General features: G+C 56.7%; 19 protein-coding genes. 2 read left to right on the plus strand and 17 right to left on the minus strand.

Annotated features, from left to right (window positions below):
• Positions 1 to 16 precede the first annotated feature (16 nt).
• Entirely contained in the window at positions 17 to 526 is a 510-nt protein-coding gene (locus DFO52_RS05850; RefSeq protein WP_133549694.1) for a GNAT family N-acetyltransferase, read from the plus strand.
• A gap of 48 nt (positions 527 to 574) precedes the next feature.
• On the opposite strand, the gene hisP is transcribed toward DFO52_RS05850, so the two are convergent.
• From hisP to pdxB, 15 genes are all read right to left on the minus strand, one after another.
• Positions 575 to 1,348, minus strand: a complete 774-nt coding sequence (gene hisP, locus DFO52_RS05855) for a histidine ABC transporter ATP-binding protein HisP (RefSeq protein ID WP_023312558.1) — start codon at positions 1,346 to 1,348, stop codon at positions 575 to 577.
• Between the two features lie 8 nt (positions 1,349 to 1,356).
• Positions 1,357 to 2,073 carry an ABC transporter permease gene (locus DFO52_RS05860; protein ID WP_133549696.1) on the minus strand — a complete coding sequence of 239 codons (717 nt, stop codon included), beginning with the start codon at positions 2,071 to 2,073 and terminating at the stop codon, positions 1,357 to 1,359.
• Positions 2,070 to 2,756 carry a histidine ABC transporter permease HisQ gene (locus DFO52_RS05865; RefSeq protein WP_014832782.1) on the minus strand — a complete coding sequence of 229 codons (687 nt, stop codon included), beginning with the start codon at positions 2,754 to 2,756 and terminating at the stop codon, positions 2,070 to 2,072. Before DFO52_RS05865 ends, DFO52_RS05860 begins: the two co-directional genes overlap by 4 nt.
• 88 nt (positions 2,757 to 2,844) lie before the next feature.
• Positions 2,845 to 3,627, minus strand: a complete 783-nt coding sequence (hisJ, locus tag DFO52_RS05870) for a histidine ABC transporter substrate-binding protein HisJ (RefSeq protein ID WP_023336423.1) — start codon at positions 3,625 to 3,627, stop codon at positions 2,845 to 2,847.
• Between the two features lie 226 nt (positions 3,628 to 3,853).
• Positions 3,854 to 4,636 carry a lysine/arginine/ornithine ABC transporter substrate-binding protein ArgT gene (gene argT, locus DFO52_RS05875; RefSeq protein ID WP_023312560.1) on the minus strand — a complete coding sequence of 261 codons (783 nt, stop codon included), beginning with the start codon at positions 4,634 to 4,636 and terminating at the stop codon, positions 3,854 to 3,856.
• A 291-nt stretch (positions 4,637 to 4,927) separates the two neighbouring features.
• Positions 4,928 to 5,497 (minus strand): UbiX family flavin prenyltransferase, encoded by a 570-nt coding sequence (locus DFO52_RS05880; protein WP_133549698.1) that lies wholly within the window; start codon positions 5,495 to 5,497, stop codon positions 4,928 to 4,930.
• A gap of 89 nt (positions 5,498 to 5,586) precedes the next feature.
• Entirely contained in the window at positions 5,587 to 7,104 is a 1,518-nt protein-coding gene (purF, locus tag DFO52_RS05885) for an amidophosphoribosyltransferase (RefSeq protein ID WP_024908947.1), read from the minus strand.
• Positions 7,105 to 7,137: 33 nt separating this feature from the next.
• Positions 7,138 to 7,626 carry a colicin V production protein gene (gene cvpA / locus DFO52_RS05890; protein WP_000262116.1) on the minus strand — a complete coding sequence of 163 codons (489 nt, stop codon included), beginning with the start codon at positions 7,624 to 7,626 and terminating at the stop codon, positions 7,138 to 7,140.
• 165 nt (positions 7,627 to 7,791) lie between these two features.
• The gene (gene dedD, locus DFO52_RS05895) at positions 7,792 to 8,484 is read right to left on the minus strand and encodes a cell division protein DedD (protein ID WP_047647187.1); all 693 of its coding nucleotides are present in this window, start codon (positions 8,482 to 8,484) and stop codon (positions 7,792 to 7,794) included.
• Positions 8,474 to 9,742: a bifunctional tetrahydrofolate synthase/dihydrofolate synthase gene (gene folC, locus DFO52_RS05900; RefSeq protein ID WP_133549700.1), complete on the minus strand. Its 1,269-nt coding sequence runs from the start codon at positions 9,740 to 9,742 to the stop codon at positions 8,474 to 8,476. The genes dedD and folC overlap by 11 nt, the downstream gene beginning before the upstream one ends.
• A 70-nt stretch (positions 9,743 to 9,812) precedes the next feature.
• A complete protein-coding gene (gene accD / locus DFO52_RS05905) occupies positions 9,813 to 10,718 on the minus strand; it encodes an acetyl-CoA carboxylase, carboxyltransferase subunit beta (RefSeq protein WP_023336427.1) in 906 nt (301 codons plus the stop codon).
• Positions 10,719 to 10,872: 154 nt separating this feature from the next.
• Positions 10,873 to 11,532 (minus strand): DedA family protein, encoded by a 660-nt coding sequence (locus DFO52_RS05910; protein ID WP_133549702.1) that lies wholly within the window; start codon positions 11,530 to 11,532, stop codon positions 10,873 to 10,875.
• A gap of 28 nt (positions 11,533 to 11,560) precedes the next feature.
• A complete protein-coding gene (truA, locus tag DFO52_RS05915) occupies positions 11,561 to 12,373 on the minus strand; it encodes a tRNA pseudouridine(38-40) synthase TruA (protein WP_133549704.1) in 813 nt (270 codons plus the stop codon).
• Positions 12,373 to 13,386 (minus strand): aspartate-semialdehyde dehydrogenase, encoded by a 1,014-nt coding sequence (locus DFO52_RS05920; protein WP_039263237.1) that lies wholly within the window; start codon positions 13,384 to 13,386, stop codon positions 12,373 to 12,375. The genes truA and DFO52_RS05920 overlap by 1 nt, the downstream gene beginning before the upstream one ends.
• Positions 13,387 to 13,453: 67 nt before the next feature.
• Complete coding sequence (pdxB, locus tag DFO52_RS05925) at positions 13,454 to 14,590, minus strand: 4-phosphoerythronate dehydrogenase PdxB (protein ID WP_023294134.1); 1,137 nt, start codon at positions 14,588 to 14,590, stop codon at positions 13,454 to 13,456.
• Positions 14,591 to 14,703: 113 nt separating this feature from the next.
• Here pdxB and flk point away from each other — a divergent pair, with 113 nt between their 5' ends.
• Positions 14,704 to 15,708, plus strand: a complete 1,005-nt coding sequence (gene flk / locus DFO52_RS05930; protein WP_029740201.1) for a flagella biosynthesis regulator Flk — start codon at positions 14,704 to 14,706, stop codon at positions 15,706 to 15,708.
• An 83-nt stretch (positions 15,709 to 15,791) separates the two neighbouring features.
• Here the strand turns inward: flk and DFO52_RS05940 are convergent, their stop codons facing one another.
• A complete protein-coding gene (locus DFO52_RS05940) occupies positions 15,792 to 16,970 on the minus strand; it encodes an MFS transporter (protein ID WP_063441422.1) in 1,179 nt (392 codons plus the stop codon).
• 208 nt (positions 16,971 to 17,178) lie between these two features.
• Positions 17,179 to 18,396: a beta-ketoacyl-ACP synthase I gene (gene fabB, locus DFO52_RS05945; RefSeq protein WP_023312571.1), complete on the minus strand. Its 1,218-nt coding sequence runs from the start codon at positions 18,394 to 18,396 to the stop codon at positions 17,179 to 17,181.
• Between the last annotated feature and the right edge of the window lie 26 nt (positions 18,397 to 18,422).

The raw sequence follows: 18,422 nt of genomic DNA on the forward strand, positions 1-18,422 counted from the left end.
AAGATATGGCGTAACAATGGCAACAATCACCACTCCCCGGCTTCACCTCACTCCTTTCGAACCCACCGACTGGGCCTTCTTCCGCTCGCTGCGTGAAGATCGCAGCATCATGCGCTACATGGCCGCCATCGCGCCGGAAAAAGAGACCCGACGCGTGTTTGCCGCACGCCTGATGGCGGAGCATGTCTTCGTGATCCGCTCTCTGGAGGACGGTACGCCGCTGGGCGATATTGGCCTGCAAATCAGCCCTGAGAATCGTGAAGAGGCCGATATCGGCTATACGGTTGTGCCTGCCGCGCAGGGAAAAGGGATTGCCAGCGAGGCGCTGCGCGCGGTGTGCGATTACGCGTTTAACAAGACCAGCGTAAAAGCGATTAACGCGTACGTGCTGGCGGATAACGGCGGTTCGGTGCGGGTGCTGGAGAAAGCAGGGTTTGTGCGTACGCAGGTGCTGGAAAAGGCGTATGAAATTGACGGCGTGCGCTATGACGACTGGGTGTATCGGCTGGAGTGTGGTGCGGCTTGATGCCCTCACCCCAGCCCTCTCCCACAGGGAGAGGGAGAAGGGCAAACTCTACTTCAAAGACCCCTTCAGGAACTGCTGCAAACGCGGGCTTTGCGGGTTCGCCAGCACCTCGTCCGGGTGGCCCTGCTCTTCAATTTTCCCCTGATGCAGGAAAATCACGTGGTTCGAGACGTTACGGGCGAAGCCCATCTCGTGCGTCACCACCACCATCGTTTTGCCCTCTTCGGCCAGCTTCTGCATGATGCGCAGCACTTCGCCAACGAGTTCAGGGTCCAGCGCGGAGGTCGGTTCGTCGAACAGCAGCACCTCCGGTTCCATCGCCAGCGCACGCGCGATGGAGACGCGCTGCTGCTGACCGCCGGAGAGATGCACCGGGTATTTCATCTGCTGGCGCTCGTCGATACCCACTTTCGCCAGGTATTTCACCGCACGCTCGCGGGCTTCCTGCTTGCTCAGGCCCAGCACCTGAATCGGCGCTTCCATCACGTTCTCCAGCACCGTCATGTGGCTCCAGAGGTTGAAGTGCTGGAACACCATCGTCAGGCGCGTGCGCAGCAGGCGCAGCTGGTGTTTATCCGCGACCTTCAGCTGGCCGTCTTTGTCACGGACCAGGTTAATATTCTGCCCGCTCACCACAATCGAACCTTCGCTCGGCTTTTCGAGGAAGTTAATGCAGCGCAGGAAGGTACTTTTACCCGAGCCGGATGAGCCGATAATACTGATCACGTCGCCCGCATTCGCCTGCAGCGACACCCCTTTCAGCACTTCATGTTCGCCGTAGCGTTTGTGCAAATCAATAACGTTTAATTTGTTCTCAGCCATCATCTTTCTCAGTGCGTCGAAGAAGGTTTTATATGCTGCAACCAGCGTTTTTCAGCCTTACGGAACAGGCTAATCAGAACATAAGAGATAATTAAATAGAGCACCGCCGCAATGCCAAACGCGGTAAACGGCTGATAGGTCGCGGAGTTAATATCGCGCGCGATTTTGAGCAGATCCGGCACCGTCGCGGTAAAGGCGAGCGCGGTGGAGTGCAGCATCAAAATCACTTCATTACTGTACGCCGGTAACGCGATACGCAGCGCCGACGGCAGAATAATGCAGCGATAAAGCTTCACTGAGGAAAAGCCGTACGCGCGCGCCGCTTCAATCTCACCGTAAGGGACAGAGCGAATTGCCCCGGCGAAAATCTCGGTGGTATAGGCGCAGGTGTTGAGCGTCAACGCCAGCACCGTACAGTTCAGACCGCTGCGGAAGAACGCATTCAGCATCTCAGTGCCTTTTACGATCTCAAGCGTATACATCCCCGAATAGAACACCAGAAGCTGCACGTACAGCGGCGTACCGCGAAACACGTAGGTAAACAGCCAGATCGGGAACTGGATAAATTTATTGTTCGACACGCGGCCAATGGCAAGAAACACCGCCAGAACGCCGCCCATCACCACGGAGGAGATCAGCAGCCAGAGCGTAATCGTCACGCCGGTAAAGCGGTAGCCATCCGTCCACAGCAGGGATTTCCAGTATTCCTGAATAATCTCAATCACAGGTCAGCCCTCTTCACACCCACGGAGTAGCGACGCTCGAGCAGAAGCAGCACACCATTGGAGACGGTCGTAAAGACCAGATAAATCACGCCGCAGACCACCGCAAAGTAGAACGGCTCCCAGGTGCTCTTGCCCGCCAGCTGAGTCGCTTTCACGACGTCTTCCAGACCGAGCAGCGAGACCAGCGCTGTCGCTTTGAGGATAACCTGCCAGTTGTTACCGATGCCCGGCAGCGCGTAGCGCATCATGGCCGGGAACATAATCCGACGAAACGTTTGTGAAGAGGTAAAACCAAATGCGGTTGCCGCCTCAATGTGGCCCTTCGGCACGGCCATGTAGGCACCGCGGAAGGTTTCGGTGAAGTAGGCACCGTAGATAAAACCGAGGGTAATAATACCGGCCACCATCGGGTCGATATCAATTTGTCCCATGCCCATCGCGTCCGTTACGCTGTTCAGCGCAATCTGCAGACCGTAAAAGATAAGCAGCATCAGCACCAGATCGGGAACGCCGCGAATAAGCGTGGTGTAGCCTTCAAATATGAGCGCCAGCGGTTTATTAGCCGAAAGCTTCGCCCCTGCGCCCGCCAGACCTATCAGCACCGCCAGCACCACGGAGCTGATAGCCAGCTCAAGGGTGACAAGCGCGCCCTGTAAAATAACGCCAGAAAATCCGTACAGCATACCGCGAGCCCTGTCGTATCGTGAGTGGTGGAACCGTGTCTTTTCCCCTCCCAACGTGGGAGGGGCCGCACGTTATTTGACGGGGCGATTAGCCGCCGTAAACATTAAAATCAAAGTACTTTTTCGCCAGCTTGTCGTAGGTGCCGTCAGCGCGCATTTCAGCAAACGCTTTGTTCAGCGCCTCACGCAGCTCGTTGTCTTCTTTGCGCAGGCCCATACCGGTGCCCACACCAAACAACTTCACGTCCTTAATGGACGGGCCGCCAAACTTGTAATCTTTACCCACCGGCGTTTTCAGGAAGCCTTCGCTTGCCGCGACTTCATCCTGGAATGCCGCATCAATTCGGCCTGCCGTCAGGTCAGCGTAGATATTTTCCTGGCCCTGATAGGAGACGATTTCAATCCCCTTCGGCGCCCAGTGTTCGTTGCCGTAGGTTTCCTGCGTGGTGCCCTGCAGCACGCCGACGCGTTTACCTTTCAGGGACTCCAGCGTTGGCTGAATATCAGAAGCTTTAGCCACTACCAGACGTGAATCTGCCGCGTAGAGTTTGTCGGTGAAGGCAATCTCCTGCTGACGTTTTTCGGTGATGGAGAGCGAGGACATAATCACGTCGATTTTTTTCGCTTTCAGGGACGGGATCAGCGCATCCAGCGGGTTCTCAACGTAGGTACACTGTGCTTTGATGCGTTTGCACAGCTCATTGGCCAGATCGATGTCAAAACCGACCAGTTCACCCTTTGAATTCTTCGATTCGAACGGCGCATAGGTTGGATCGGTACCAATCCGAATTTTCTGCGGAATGGCTGCGAATGCCGCGGTGGCGCTGGAAAAGGCCAGTACCAGAGATAGTGACAACACGAGTTTTTTCATATTTGTCCTCAACAAACTGTCTTCATACGGGATTTTTACGACGACGGGGTGGTGCTAATGTGCCATCAATCCCCTCTGTCAGGCAAAGACTAATGCCCTTCAGGCGGGAATTTTTGCATTATAAATGCGTAAGTATGCACAAAGCGATCCAATACGGTGCAACAAATGCACCGTAATGAGTCAACCGCTCCCGTAACGCACCTTTGCGGTGCGTTAGCGCCAGGTATTATTCACCGTATACGTTGAAGTCGAAGTATTTCTTCGCCAGTTTGTCGTAAGTACCGTCTTTACGCAGCTCTGCAAAGGCTTTGTCGAAGGCGGCTTTCAGCTCGGTATCATCCTTGCGCAGGCCAATACCGGTGCCGTCACCAAAGTATTTTTTGTCTTTTACCGACGGGCCCGCAAAGGCGTAGTCTTTACCCGCAGGCTGTTTCAGGAAGCCTTCACTCGCGGCGACTTCGTCCTGGAATGCCGCATCCAGACGGCCTGCGGCCAGGTCAGAGTAAATCAGATCCTGGTTCTGGTAAGCCACCACGTCTACACCCTTCTCACGCCAGGTCGCATTGGCATAACCTTCCTGCGTCGACCCCTGAAGCACGCCAACATGCTTGCCTTTCAGCGAGTCGATGGTTGGCTTAATCGGGGAGCCTTTTGGCGCAATCAGGCGAGAATCCGCGGCGTAGAGCTTGTCAGAGAAGGCAATCTCCTGCTGGCGTTTTTCGGTGATGGAGAGAGAAGAGATAATGGCGTCGATTTTCTTGGCTTTCAGCGACGGGATTAACGCGTCAAAGTCGCTGCCCACCCATGTGCATTTCACCGCAATGCGTTTGCACATTTCATTTCCCAGATCGATATCAAACCCCACGAAATCGCCTTTCGCATCCTTGGAAGAGAATGGCGCGTAGGTTGCGTCTGTACCGATACGAACCGTTTGTGGAAGCGCTGCGTAGCTACCTGCTGCCGCACTTAACCCCACGAGCAAAGACAGAGCCAGAACCGTCTTCTTCATACATTTACCCTCAAGTACCGTGATTTTATTATGTATTGTGTTGTGTGTTGTGTTGCAGGCTTCATCTTGCAGGTCTTATGCCACATTGCCGTCTGGTCAAAACTTCGACGTTAAATATGTTAATAAAACGTTGCGATATTGCCTTAATGGTGAAAGATAGCAGGTCTGCCGAACGAACCGGAAAGAGAAAAAGGGAAAAAACGAATTAAATGTCGAGGATATGATCGCCGTTGCATAATTGCCCTGAAACAGGGCAACGTCTCTTTTCATGCACTCTGTTTGTGCACAGAATCAGGCCCCTTGCCAGCGGGTGAAAAGATCTTCAGGCAGGTCGATGTCAAACTGATCCAGCACGCGGTTAACGGTCTGGTTAATCACGTCATCCAGCGAGGACGGGCGATGATAAAACGCCGGTACCGGCGGCATGATGATGGCGCCAAGCTCAGCGGCCTGGGTCATTAAACGCAGATGGCCGAGGTGCAGCGGCGTTTCCCGCACGCAGAGTACAAGAGGACGACGCTCCTTCAGCACCACATCCGCCGCGCGCGTCACCAGGGTGTCGGTATAGCTGTTCACAATGCCGGAGAGCGTTTTAATTGAACAGGGCAGGATAACCATGCCGGCCGTTTTAAACGAGCCTGAGGAGATGCTGGCGGCGATATCACGGGCATCGTGAACCACGTCCGCCAGTGCCTGAACATCGCGCAGGGAGAGATCGGTTTCCAGAGAGAGGGTCTGCCGCGCCGCCTGGCTCATCACCAGATGGGTCTCGACTTCCGCCACGTTACGCAGAACCTGTAACAGACGTACGCCGTAAATCGCGCCGCTGGCGCCGCTGAGCCCAACAATGAGTCGTTTCATGATTTTCGCCCTTACTGATTTCAGGGCAGACTGTGCAGGATTTTGCGGGGAGTTGCAAGTGAGGGCATTCGCCCTCACCTGCCGGAGCATCAACCTTCGTTGTGCATCTCTAAGCTTTCAAGATCGTTCTGCATCTGAACGGCTTTTGCATCGTCGTTGCGCAGCGAATCAAGATAGTCGAGGTACTGCTGGTCAACGTCTTTGGTCACGTAAATACCGTTGAACACGGAGCATTCAAACTGCTGAATTTCCGGATTCTCGGCACGCACCGCGTCGATGAGATCGTTCAGATCCTGGAAAATCAGGCCGTCGGCACCGATGATCTGGCGAATTTCATCCACTTCACGGCCGTGAGCGATCAGCTCGTTGGCGGTTGGCATATCGATGCCGTACACGTTCGGGAAGCGAATCTCCGGCGCTGCAGAGGCCAGGTAGACTTTCTTCGCACCCGCTTCGCGCGCCATCTCGATAATCTGCTCGGAGGTGGTGCCGCGAACGATGGAGTCATCCACCAGCAGAACGTTCTTGTCGCGGAATTCCGCGCGGTTGGCGTTCAGCTTGCGGCGCACGGACTTACGGCGCAGATGCTGGCCCGGCATGATAAAGGTGCGGCCAACGTAGCGGTTCTTCACGAAGCCCTGACGGTATGGCTTGTCCAGAATTCGGGCGATCTCCAGCGCGATATCGCAGGAGGTTTCCGGGATAGGAATAACCACGTCGATGTCGAGATCGTCCCACTCGCGGGCAATCTTCTCGCCCAGCTTCGTGCCCATGTTGACGCGCGCGCTGTAGACGGAAATCTTGTCGATGAAGGAATCTGGCCGGGCAAAGTAAACGTATTCAAACAGGCACGGGTTGCTGACCGGGTTATCGGCACACTGGCGGGTAAACAGCTGGCCCTTCTCGGTGATATAGACCGCTTCGCCCGGCGCAACGTCACGCAGGAACTCGAAGCCCAGGGTATCCAGCGCCACGCTCTCAGAGGCAACCATATATTCGGTACGGCCATCGCCGAGGTCGCGTTTGCCGAGCACCAGCGGACGAATGCCGTTTGGATCGCGGAAGGCCACCATGCCGTGACCGATGATCATCGCTACGCAGGCGTACGCGCCGCGGATCTGGCGGTTTGTCGCGGCAATGGCAGCAAAGATGTTGTCTGCTTCCAGCGGGTAGTGACGGAAGTTATCCAGCTCGCTGGCGAACACATTGAGCAGGATTTCAGAATCAGAGGTGGTGTTAATGTGGCGACGTTTCTCTTCGAACAGCTTTTTACGCAGCTCATGCGCGTTGGTCAGGTTGCCGTTATGAGCAAGGGTGATGCCATACGGTGAGTTGACGTAGAAAGGCTGTGCCTCAGAGGCGCTGGAACTGCCAGCAGTAGGATAACGAACGTGACCGATCCCCATATTACCTTGCAGACGCTGCATATGGCGGGCTTCAAACACATCGTTTACCAGGCCATTTGCCTTGCGTAAACGGAAGCAGTTGTTTGCATCAATGGTGATGATACCCGCAGCATCCTGCCCACGGTGCTGAAGCACCGTTAACGCGTCATAAATCGACTGGTTTACCGGCATGAAACCGGCGATACCGACAATACCGCACATTCGTCTTTTCCTCGTTAAGCCACATCTCAGGGTTTATGCCCTGGGCAAAAAACTCGACGAGCTTTGCAGATAGTCAAAGAACCACCTGATGATGAAGCTGAACTCTGGAATGAGCTGCGATTTCTGCCAGTCTTCGCTTTTGGAGAACCCGGTAAAGGTATCCAGGAAGAACAGGATCGCGGCCACAATCAGCACGCCTCGTAACGCCCCGAAACAGATCCCGAGCACCCTGTCCGTTCCTGACAGACCGGTTTTCTCGACCAGCTGACCTATCACGTAATTCACGATAGCGCCGACAATCAGCGTTGCGATAAACAGCACCGCGATAGCAATTCCGTTTCGGACCAGTTCATCTTCAAAGCCCGTGAACCAGACAGACAGGTAAGTGTAGTAATGACTGGCAACAAAGAAAGCACAACCCCAGGTTACCAGCGATAACGCTTCACGAACAAAGCCACGGATCAGGCTAACCAGACAGGAAAAACCAATCACCGCAATGATGGCGTAATCAATCCAGACCATATGTGTCCCACGATTTAACGCCCTGTCATCCAGTTCGGGGCGAATTCTAACAGAAAAAGAAAACGTTTGCGTAGGGATTTCCTTCCCGCGCGTAAATAAAAAAGGCGCTGAAAAAATGTTCAACGCTGTGGCTTATCGCCTCTCTCTTTAAGGAGCAGGTCGTACTTAGTTCGCGCTGTAGCCCATCACCACACCGCTCAGGCCGGAGATCTGCTTCAGCTCACCGAGCGAACCTTTAAGCTTATCTTTGGACGCTTCTGGCCCCACGAGGATACGGGTAATTTTACCCTGCACCGGCGTGGAAGGTGAAGTGTAAACACGATATCCCGCACTGCGCAGTTTGGTCACGACCTCGTTGACTTTATCGGCGTTTTTCAGCGCGCCGAGCTGCACAACGTAAGCTTTTCCGGTCGGTGCCGCGTCTTGTTTTGCCGGCGGTGGGGTTTCTGATGCGGCAGCCAGCTGCTCTGCGGCTTTATCCCGCTGCGGTTTCGGCTGCGGCTGCGGCTTCTCAACCGGCTTCGGTTTTTCAACAGGTTTAGGCTGCTCTACCGGCACCGGATCGATATCGCTGTTGCTCGCTGCCGCCAGGCGTGACGGATCGAGCGACGGGGCGGCGGCATCGCCTGCACGCACCTCTTCCGCCGCACCTTCCGGCGGCTGGGCAGGCAGCGCCTGCGTCGCCGCTGGCAGCATATCCGGCTCATCGCGGTCACCCGGTTTCGGCACCAGCGGAATAGCGGCAAACTCGTCCTGATAATGCTTTTTCTGCCCGTCGAGCAGACCCGGGAGAATAATCACCCCGAGCGCGACCAGCACAATGGTTCCTGTTAAACGGTTCTGAAACTTACTCGCCACCGGTTCTCCCCGCGTCCATCACTTCCATGACATGTGCCACCGTGTGGAATGACCCACACACCAGCACGGTATCTTCTGGTTTAGCATCCGCCATCGCGGCATGCCAGGCCTGAGCGACGCTACTGTAGATTGCGCCTTTGCCGAGATGTTCCATCAGCTGCTCAGCCGTCGCGCCGCGCGGCCCCTCCAGAGGAGCACAATACCAGCTATCGACCACACTCTCCATGCAGGCCAGCGTCCCGCCGATATCTTTATCATGAAGCATACCGATAACCGCCAGCACGCGCCCGGTTTTTGGTAACGATTTGAGACGTCCGGCGAGATACGCCGCAGCATGCGGGTTATGCGCCACGTCCAGAATCAGGCGCGGTGACTCGCTGACAATCTGGAAACGCCCGGGCAGAATTGCGCTCTGAATACCGTCGCGGATCGCCCGCTCGCTGACCACGAGGCCGCTGGCGCGCAGTGCCGCCAGCGCGGTTGCCGCGTTCGGCTGCGGTACCTGCGGCTGCGGCAGGTTGTCCAGCGCGCCCTGCGCATCGCTAAAGCGCCAGCCGTTTTCCTGAACCTCATACTGCCAGTCAACGCCGCGGCGCAGCAGACGCGCGCCCTTCTCGTTTGCCACGTCAGCAATGGTGTGCGGCATGTCCGGCTCGCCGACCACGGCGGGTTTATTCGCCCGGAAAATACCGGCCTTCTCGCGGCCAATGCTTTCACGATCCGGTCCCAGCCAGTCGATATGGTCCAGCGCGATGCTGGTGACCACCGCCACGTCCGCATCCACCATATTGGTCGCATCAAGACGTCCGCCGAGGCCGACCTCAAGGATCACAACATCCAGCTGCGCCTGTTTGAACAGCCACAGCGCCGACAGGGTACCGTATTCAAAATAGGTTAATGAGATCTCGCCGCGCGCGGCTTCAATTTCCGCGAACGACGCCGTATGCGCCGATTCCGGCAGCTCGCTGTTCTGCACGCGAACGCGCTCGGTGTAGCGGACCAGGTGTGGAGAGCTGTACACGCCAACTTTGTAACCCGCGGCCATCAGGACAGATTCCAGCGTGCGGCAGGTCGTGCCTTTACCGTTGGTACCCGCGACGGTGAACACGAAAGGTGCCGGTTTGAGCACATCAAGACGCGCGGCGACCTGGCTTACGCGCTCAAGCCCCATATCGATGGTTTTACTGTGCAGGTTTTCCAGATAAGAAAGCCACGCGGCCAGGGGCGACGTGGCTTGGGGAATGCTTTTATTTTCCATAATGCCCGGTTGTCATTAACAGATTAGAAAGCAAAAGGGCAGCGCCAACCGGCCCTGCCCTTTTCAGTTATCAGGCCTCGGGTTCCTGATCCGGTACCACCACGCCTTCGCGCGGCTCATCCGGGTTCGGCGCTGGCAGATTCATCAGCTTCGCCAGGATACTCGCCAGCTTCAGGCGCATTTCCGGACGGCGGACGATCATATCGATAGCGCCTTTCTCAATGAGGAACTCACTGCGCTGGAAGCCCGGCGGCAGTTTTTCACGAACGGTCTGCTCGATAACGCGAGGACCCGCAAAGCCGATCAGCGCTTTTGGCTCAGCGATGTTCAGGTCGCCCAGCATCGCGAAGCTCGCGGAGACGCCGCCCATGGTTGGGTCGGTCAGCACGGAGATGTACGGAAGACCGCGCTCCTGCATTTTCGCCAGCGCAGCAGAAGTTTTCGCCATCTGCATCAGCGACATCAGCGCTTCCTGCATACGTGCACCGCCGGAGGCAGAGAAGCAGATCAGCGGACAGTTGTCTTCCAGCGCCTGTTCTACGGCACGCACGAAGCGCGCACCGACCACGGAGCCCATAGAGCCGCCCATAAAGGCGAACTCAAACGCAGCGGCAACAACCGGCATCTCGTGCAGGGTGCCTTTCATGACGATCAGCGCGTCTTTCTCGCCGGTCTCTTTCTGTGCAGAGGCCAGACGATCTTTGTATTTTTTGGAATCGCGGAACTTCAGCACGTCTTTTGGCTCGAGTTCGCTACCCAGCTCTACCAGAGAGCCTTCGTCCAGCAGGCTATGCAGGCGGTTGCGCGCCGACATACGCATATGGTGGTCACACTTCGGACACACCTCAAGGTTGCGCTCCAGCTCTGCGCGATACAGAACCTGACCGCAGCTATCACACTTCGTCCATACCCCTTCAGGAATGCTCGCTTTGCGCGTTGGGGTAATGTTGCTTTTAATTCGTTCAATCCAGCTCATTGATAACCTTTCTGCCTGAACCTGGTCGTATGCCAGTTTTGCTATAAGAGGCGAATAATGCCATTTTTGCCTCCAACAGACCATGAATGTTGCACATTAAAACATAACAGCCCGAAACTTTGGATAAAAAAGTGGTCGAACCGCCAGCGTGCATTTACTTCGCTTGATTTGCCGCCGCGCGTTTGTGACGAATGATTTCGATAACGCCCGGCAGTATGGAAAGCACAATAATCGCTACAATCAGTAACTTAAGATTTTCCTGAACGATCGGAAGATCGCCAAACAGGTAGCCTGCATAGGTAAACAGCAGTACCCACAGCAGCGCGCCAATCACGTTGTATGCCGCAAAATGACGATAGGACATATGCCCCATTCCCGCCACAAACGGTGCAAATGTGCGCACAATAGGCACAAAACGCGCAAGGATAATGGTTTTTCCGCCATGGCGTTCATAGAACGCATGGGTTTTGTCTAAATAGCTGCGGCGGAAAATTTTCGAATCAGGATTGCTGAAAAGCCGCTCACCGAATACCCGTCCAATCGTATAGTTGACCGCATCACCGACAATGGCGGCAATCACCATCAGCACAACCATAAGATGCACGTTCAGATCGTTAGTGGGTAACGCCGAAAGCGCCCCGGCAACGAACAGCAGTGAATCCCCCGGCAGGAATGGGGTAACGACCAGACCGGTTTCACAAAACAGAATGAGGAACAGAATGGCGTAAACCCAGACGCCATACTGCGCGACCAGCTCCGCCAGGTGAACATCAATATGCAGAATGAAATCAATCAAAAAACGAATTACGTCCATATTGTCTAAGCCCTAATTGCACCTTTGTTTAGTCCGCTAAAAAAAGCGGACCCATTGGCGGTTTCGGCAGGTCAAATCGATCCGGATAGTCTACTGAGACCAGATACAATCCTTCCGCTTTCGCCGTGGCTGCCGCAAGCGTTCTGTCCTTCGCTGCCAGCAGGTCTGCAATCCAGCTCTCCGGCTGGTGTCCGGCACCCACTTCCATCAGGCTGCCCACAATATTCCTAACCATATGATGTACAAAGGCATTGGCTTTGATATCCACCACCACATACGCGCCAAAACGGCTGACGTTTATGTGCATGACGTTGCGCCACGGCGTGCGGGACTGACACTGCACCGCACGAAACGACGTAAAGTCATTTTCACCAATCAGACACTGCGCCGCGCGATGCATACGTTCCGCATCAAGCGGTTCATAAAAATGCGTCACGCCCTGGCTTAACACCGCCGGACGCAGGCGCTGGTTGTAGATGACATAACGGTAGCGACGCGCTGTGGCGCTGAAGCGCGCGTGAAAATCATCCGGCACAGCTTTTACCCAACGCACCGCAATGTCACCAGGCAAATTCGCATTTACACCCAGGGTCCAGGCAGCATCCTTACGCAAGGCGGTGGTTTCAAAGTGAACCACCTGCCCCGTACCGTGAACACCCGCGTCCGTACGTCCCGCGCACAGGACGTTAATCGGCTCGTTTGCCACCTGAGAGAGCGCTTTTTCCAGCTTTTCCTGGACGCTGCGCACCTCGTTCTGACGCTGCCAGCCATAATATTTACTGCCATCGTACTCAATTCCGAGGGCAATTCTATGGACCGGCTTTTGTTCCACGTCTGACATCAGTACAGGTACTCCTGCACCAGTTTTTCAGCGATTTTGACCGCCATCAGCGCGCCGCCGAAGCGGACGTTGTCGGCAACGGACCAGAACTGAACCTGTTCCGGCATGCCGTAATCGTTACGCACGCAGCCAACGGAAAGATGCGCGCTGCCGGTGGCATCACCAACCTGGGTCGGGAACTCGCTCTCTTCAGAGAGCACGATGTCTTCACCGCGGCCAAACGCGTCGCGCGCCTCTTCTGCCGCCAGCGGACGGAGGGCTTCAAAGCCGACCATCTGCGCGTGGCCGTAGAAGACCGGGGACTGCACGACGTTCGCGGAGATCATCAGGCCATCGTCCTGCAAAATTTTGCGCACTTCATCGACGATACGACGCTCTTCGCGCACGGAGCCCTCGCGGTCCGGCAGCAGCGGCAGCATGTTGAACGCCAGCTGGCGGCCAAAGAAATCATCTTCGTCAATCGGGATACCGTTCAGCAGCTTCGCGCTCTGCCCGGCCAGCGCGTCAACGGCCTTTTTACCGTTCGCGGACGCCGACAGCAGGCTGGTGACGGTAATGCGCGACAGGCCGCCGTCGTCGATCAGCGGTTTCAGGGCGGTCAGCAGCTGGCTGGTCAGGCTGTTCGGAACCGCAATAACGTTACGGTTGCGGTAGTCAGCCAGCACAAACGGGTTCACGTCCGGCACCACCAGCGGCACATCCGGCTCCATTGAGAACAGACCGCTCAGGTCGATCACCAGGCAGCCAGCGTTAGTCGCCTCTTCAACGTAAGCAGCAGTCGCTTCAGCGCCCGCGGCGAAAAACGCCAGCTGCGCCTGCGTCCAGTCGAACGCGGCCGCGTCCTGGACCATGACGGATTTACCGTTAAAACGCAGATGCTCACCTGCGCTGTCGGTACGGGCCAGCGCATAGATATCGCCCACCGGGAACTGACGCTCAGCAAGGGTTTCGAGCAGGGCTTCGCCCACGGCACCCGTGGCACCTAAAATGGCAATGTTCCAGCCTTCAGACATGGTGGTTTACTCCAGAAATAAAAAAGCGTCCCTGTCGGAGTATCCGACAGGGAGCATTAAGAAGACATTAATGCGCCGGGTGATGAACGGCGTTAAATCCCAGCTTATGCAGCAGCGTCGCCGCCGACGCGTCGTCGCACATCACATACAGGGAAGACCATTCGCGGCGCTCAACGTAGTTCTTGCGCAGCTTATCAAACTCACCCGGGATCCCCGCCACTTTACGCAGCAGCGCATCATCGCGGCGCACATCATACACCAAATGCACCAGCCTTTTCAGCGTTGCCTGATCGAGCGGGCCGTGCAGGGTAATGCGGCCAAATTCAGGCGCGGGGAGTAAGGTATCGAGCGCTACCTGCTGCGGATGGCCGATAAAAGCGCTGTAGGCCTCGAAGACCTGCGTCGTACCGCGCGCTTTCCCCTCGAGGGTATAACCGGCGATATGCGCCGTGCCCACGTCCACCTTGTTAAGCAGCTCAACGTTGAGATCCGGCTCCGGCTCCCAGACGTCCAGCACCACGCTGAGGTCTTGTCCTTCATTCAGACATGTCAGCAGCGCGGCGTTATCTACGACCGGACCACGGCAGGCATTTATCAGAATAGTGCCAGCCTTCAGACGACGGATCAGCGCCTCGTCAGCAAGATGCAGCGACTTGTACGGCCCCTCTTTAAACAGCGGCGTGTGGAAAGTCAGCACGTCACACTGTTCGACCAGCTCATCCAGCGAGCGGAAATCGCCGTCATCGCCGTTGTCTTTACGCGGCGGATCGCACAGCAGCGTGCGGATCCCTAACGCTTCCAGGCGCTTTTGCAGGCGCCCGCCGACGTTACCCACGCCGACAATCCCCACGGTGCGGTCCTTCAGCGCAAACCCGTCGCGCTCGGCCAGCATCAGCAGAGAGGAGAAAACGTATTCCACAACGGCGATGGCGTTACAGCCCGGCGCGGCGGAAAAACCGATTCCGGCCTGCTTCAGCCATTTATCATCCACATGATCGGTCCCTGCCGTTGCGGTTCCGACAAACTTAATCGCTTTACCGGCGAGCAATGCCTCATTTACTTTGGTCACCGAGCGCACCATCAGCGCGTCTGCGTCATCCAGTTCGTTGACCGGGATCGGGCGACCAGGGACAGCCTTAACGTTACCCAGGCGGCTAAACAGCTCACGGGCGTAAGGCATATTTTCATCAACGAGGATTTTCACGTCTGAGTACCTGTTTGAGAGGAAGAAAACCTGCCAAGTGTGCCATAATCTGGCCGCCAGGCATATATGTATGCCTGGTTTACGCTGAGTTTTGACTTTAAGGATTTTTGACGATGCAGCCCATTTCAGGTACGCCGCCACGCCCTCCGGGTGAAGGCCCCGTCACGCCAAACGTTGCCGGTGAACAACCGCTATCCACGCAACAGCGCACCGTGCTGGAGCGACTGATCACGCGCCTGATTGCGCTGACTTCACAGCAAAATGCGGAAGTCTGGGCCGGGGTAAAGCATGATTTAGGCGTGAGGAACGACGCACCGCTGCAGTCGCGCCATTTTCCTGCGGCCGAGCAAAACCTGAACCAGCGTATTAATACCGCGCAGCAGAACCATACCACGCGCCAGATTGTCGCTCAGCTGACGGAGCTGCTGGGCCAGGGCAATAACCGGCAGGCGGTGAGCGATTTTATTCGCCAGCAGTATGGTCAGACCGCGCTGGGGCAGCTGACGCCCGACCAGCTCAAAACCGTGCTGACCCTGCTGCAGAACAACGAGCTGTCGATTCCGCAGCCTCAGGTGCGCCCGGCGACCGAGCGTCCGCTGCTGCCCGCCGAGCACAACACGCTCAAGCAGATGGTGACGAAGCTGGCTGCGGCCACCGGCGAACCGACGAAGCTTATCTGGCAATCCATGCTGGAGCTGTCCGGCGTGAAGGCGGGTGAGTTAATCCCGGCCAAACAGTTTACTCATCTGGTGACCTGGCTCCAGGCGCGCCAGACGCTCAGCACCCAGAATGCCCCTACCCTGCATACCGTCCAGGCGGCACTGAAGCAGCCGCTTGAGCCGCACGAGTTTGAAGTCATCCGGGATTACGCCCAGCAAAACTGGCAGGCCACGCCGCAAACGGTACTGACCACCGCGCAGGTGCAGGATCTGCTCAATCAAATCTTCGTTCGCCGCGCCGAGCGCGAAGGCGGCGTGCCGGAGGTGAGAAACATTCAGCCGATCTACAGCCCGCTGTTTGCGCCAGTCGTCGAGACGTTCAGAACGCTCTCTGCGCGTCCGGGATTGATGTTTATTGCGCTACTGATTGCGCTGGCGATTTTCTGGCTGGTTGCTTAACACTGCCGGGTGGCGGCTTCGCCTTACCCGGCCTACGGCTAGTGCGGTTGTAGGCCCGGTAAGCGAAGCGCCACCGGGCAAAACTACGATCTGCGAAACGCCACCAGCGTGACCACGATCCCCACCACCGCAGAAACCGCACCGGCCAGAAAAACGGACGGATAACCAAACGAGGTGGCTAACACCCCTGCCAGCGGCCCGGTTACCCCGTATGAGATATCCTGAAACGCCGCATAGCCGCCCAGCGCCGTACCGCGCACCTGTGGGGCCACGCGCTTCACCACTTCAACGCCCAGCGCCGGGAAGATCAGTGAACAGCCGCACCCGGTCAGCGCCGCGCCGAGCAGCGCAACGGAGGCCACGGGTGCATTCCACAGCAGCAGCAGACCCACGGTCTCTATCACCAGCGACGCCACCGCCACCTTAACGCCGCCAAAGCGATCCGGCATCCAGCCGAAGAAGACACGCATCAGCACAAACGCGCCGCCAAACGCGGTAAGCGTAAAACCGGCCATCGCCCAGCCGCGGCTCATAAAATAGAGCGAGACGAAGGTACCAATCACCGCAAAACCCACGCCCTGCAGCGCCAGGCCAAGACCCGGCTGCCAGATCTGGCCGACCACGCTCCACAGAGAAGGCCGCTCGCCTTTGTGCGCGGGCACCTTACGCACCGAGCCGTTAAACGCCCACGCCAGCAGGGGTAAAACCATCGTGGTTGCGGCCAGCGCCGCAAATCCAAACTGGCTATTAATCAGCAGCCCAAGCGGTGCGCCTGCGGCCAGCGCGCCATAGATGGCCATGCCGTTCCAGGACATCACCTTGCCGGAGCGTGCTGGCCCCACCAGCCCCATTCCCCAGGTCAGGGTACCGGTCAGCAGCTGGCTTTCACCAAAGCCAAGGATTAAACGGCCCAGCACCAGCAGCGCAAATTTATACGCGGCGTCTACGGGCAGGAGAGCAGCCAGCAGCCATGCGCCGCCCGCCAGCCCACAGGCAAACATCCCCTGTAACGCCGAACGTTTTGCACCGTGCTGATCCGCCAGCCGTCCGGCGTAACCGCGGGTCAATACCGTGGCTAAAAACTGAATGCCCACGGCAATGCCGACCATGGTGTTGCCATAGCCCAGCTCCTGATGAACGAACAGCGGGATCACCGGCAGCGGCAGGCCAACGGTCATATAGGTCAGAAATACCGCGAAAGCGATACGGAACAGCGAGACGTTCGCTGAAGGGGTTGTTTCTGTTTGAGTTACTGCAGTCATGCTTTACTCCGAAATGAAGAGTAAGGCGGGGAAATGCCACGCCCCCTCTACCTGATAATCAGGATTAAGGTGCGTTGGTTGACGTTAAACGCTTACGCATTATCGTGAGGATAATGTTGAGTGGTGAAGTTTGCCTGTGAGATCAGCCGCTTGTCAATGCATAAAAAAAGGGAGCCTTATGGCTCCCTTCCGGAATCAAACGTAAAACTTATGCTTTCAGCTTACGCATAACCAGCGTGGCGTTGGTGCCACCGAAGCCGAAGCTGTTTGACATGACTGTGGTCAGCGTCGCGTCCATTGGTTTGGTCACGATGTTCAGGCCAGCAGCCTGCTCGTCCATCTCATCAATGTTGATGCTTGGCGCGATAAAGCCGTTTTCCAGCATCAGCAGAGAGTAGATCGCTTCCTGCACGCCAGCCGCACCCAGAGAGTGACCGGTCATGGCTTTGGTCGCGGAGATCGCCGGGCTGTTGTCGCCGAAGACTTCACGGATCGCACCCAGCTCTTTCACGTCGCCTACCGGAGTAGAGGTACCGTGGGAGTTCAGGTAGTCGATTGGGGTGTCAACGCCGTGCATCGCCATCTTCATGCAGCGCACCGCGCCTTCGCCGGATGGCGCAACCATGTCGGCGCCGTCAGACGTTGCACCGTAGCCCACGATTTCAGCGTAGATGTGCGCGCCACGTGCCAGGGCATGCTCCAGCTCTTCAACCACAACCATACCGCCGCCGCCCGCGATAACGAAACCGTCACGGTGCGCATCATAGGTACGGGAGGCTTTATCCGGGGTTTCATTGTACTTGGTGGACAGTGCGCCCATCGCGTCGAATTCACAGGCCATTTCCCAGCCCAGCTCTTCGCCGCCGCCAGCAAATACGATGTCCTGTTTACCCAGTTGGATCTGCTCAACAGCATTACCGATACAGTGTGCGGAAGTCGCACACGCGGAGCTGATGGAGTAGTTCACACCGTGGATTTTGAATGGGGTCGCCAGGCACGCGGAAACCGCAGAACCCATGGCTTTGGTGACCACGTACGGACCTACTGCTTTCAGACCACGCGGGCTACGCATTGCGTCAGCGCCGAATACCTGCGCTTTTGATGAGCCGCCGGAGCCGGCGATCAGACCCACGCGCGGGTTGTTCTGATAAACCTCTTCACTCAGGCCGGAATCTTTGATCGCTTCCTGCATGGAGAGATAAGCATAAATAGAGGCATCGTTCATGAAACGAACCACTTTGCGGTCAATCAAACCGGTGGTGTCCAGTTTGACGTTACCCCATACGTGGCTACGCATACCTGAATCTTTAAACTCTTCAGAGAAAGTGATCCCGGAGCGTCCTTCACGCAGAGATGCCAGGACTTCCTGCTGGTTATTACCGATGCTGGAAACAATGCCCAGGCCAGTAATCACTGCACGTTTCATTCAATACCTCTGTAAGTCGCACTATA

This window comes from Enterobacter sp. AG326, assembly GCF_004362415.1.
GTDB lineage: Bacteria > Pseudomonadota > Gammaproteobacteria > Enterobacterales > Enterobacteriaceae > Enterobacter > Enterobacter asburiae.

What these genes read in the sequence shown, in the direction of transcription:
- DFO52_RS05865 (WP_014832782.1), bottom strand. Translation starts at nt 2,756, where the DNA reads ATGCTGTACGGATTTTCTGGCGTTATTTTACAGGGCGCGCTTGTCACC.
- hisJ (WP_023336423.1), bottom strand. Translation starts at nt 3,627, where the DNA reads ATGAAAAAACTCGTGTTGTCACTATCTCTGGTACTGGCCTTTTCCAGC.
- argT (WP_023312560.1), bottom strand. Translation starts at nt 4,636, where the DNA reads ATGAAGAAGACGGTTCTGGCTCTGTCTTTGCTCGTGGGGTTAAGTGCG.
- DFO52_RS05850 (WP_133549694.1), top strand. Translation starts at nt 17, where the DNA reads ATGGCAACAATCACCACTCCCCGGCTTCACCTCACTCCTTTCGAACCC.
- DFO52_RS05940 (WP_063441422.1), bottom strand. Translation starts at nt 16,970, where the DNA reads ATGACTGCAGTAACTCAAACAGAAACAACCCCTTCAGCGAACGTCTCG.
- folC (WP_133549700.1), bottom strand. Translation starts at nt 9,742, where the DNA reads ATGGAAAATAAAAGCATTCCCCAAGCCACGTCGCCCCTGGCCGCGTGG.
- accD (WP_023336427.1), bottom strand. Translation starts at nt 10,718, where the DNA reads ATGAGCTGGATTGAACGAATTAAAAGCAACATTACCCCAACGCGCAAA.
- DFO52_RS05920 (WP_039263237.1), bottom strand. Translation starts at nt 13,386, where the DNA reads ATGTCTGAAGGCTGGAACATTGCCATTTTAGGTGCCACGGGTGCCGTG.
- flk (WP_029740201.1), top strand. Translation starts at nt 14,704, where the DNA reads ATGCAGCCCATTTCAGGTACGCCGCCACGCCCTCCGGGTGAAGGCCCC.
- hisP (WP_023312558.1), bottom strand. Translation starts at nt 1,348, where the DNA reads ATGGCTGAGAACAAATTAAACGTTATTGATTTGCACAAACGCTACGGC.
- cvpA (WP_000262116.1), bottom strand. Translation starts at nt 7,626, where the DNA reads ATGGTCTGGATTGATTACGCCATCATTGCGGTGATTGGTTTTTCCTGT.
- DFO52_RS05880 (WP_133549698.1), bottom strand. Translation starts at nt 5,497, where the DNA reads ATGAAACGACTCATTGTTGGGCTCAGCGGCGCCAGCGGCGCGATTTAC.
- DFO52_RS05910 (WP_133549702.1), bottom strand. Translation starts at nt 11,532, where the DNA reads ATGGACGTAATTCGTTTTTTGATTGATTTCATTCTGCATATTGATGTT.
- purF (WP_024908947.1), bottom strand. Translation starts at nt 7,104, where the DNA reads ATGTGCGGTATTGTCGGTATCGCCGGTTTCATGCCGGTAAACCAGTCG.
- fabB (WP_023312571.1), bottom strand. Translation starts at nt 18,396, where the DNA reads ATGAAACGTGCAGTGATTACTGGCCTGGGCATTGTTTCCAGCATCGGT.
- truA (WP_133549704.1), bottom strand. Translation starts at nt 12,373, where the DNA reads ATGTCAGACGTGGAACAAAAGCCGGTCCATAGAATTGCCCTCGGAATT.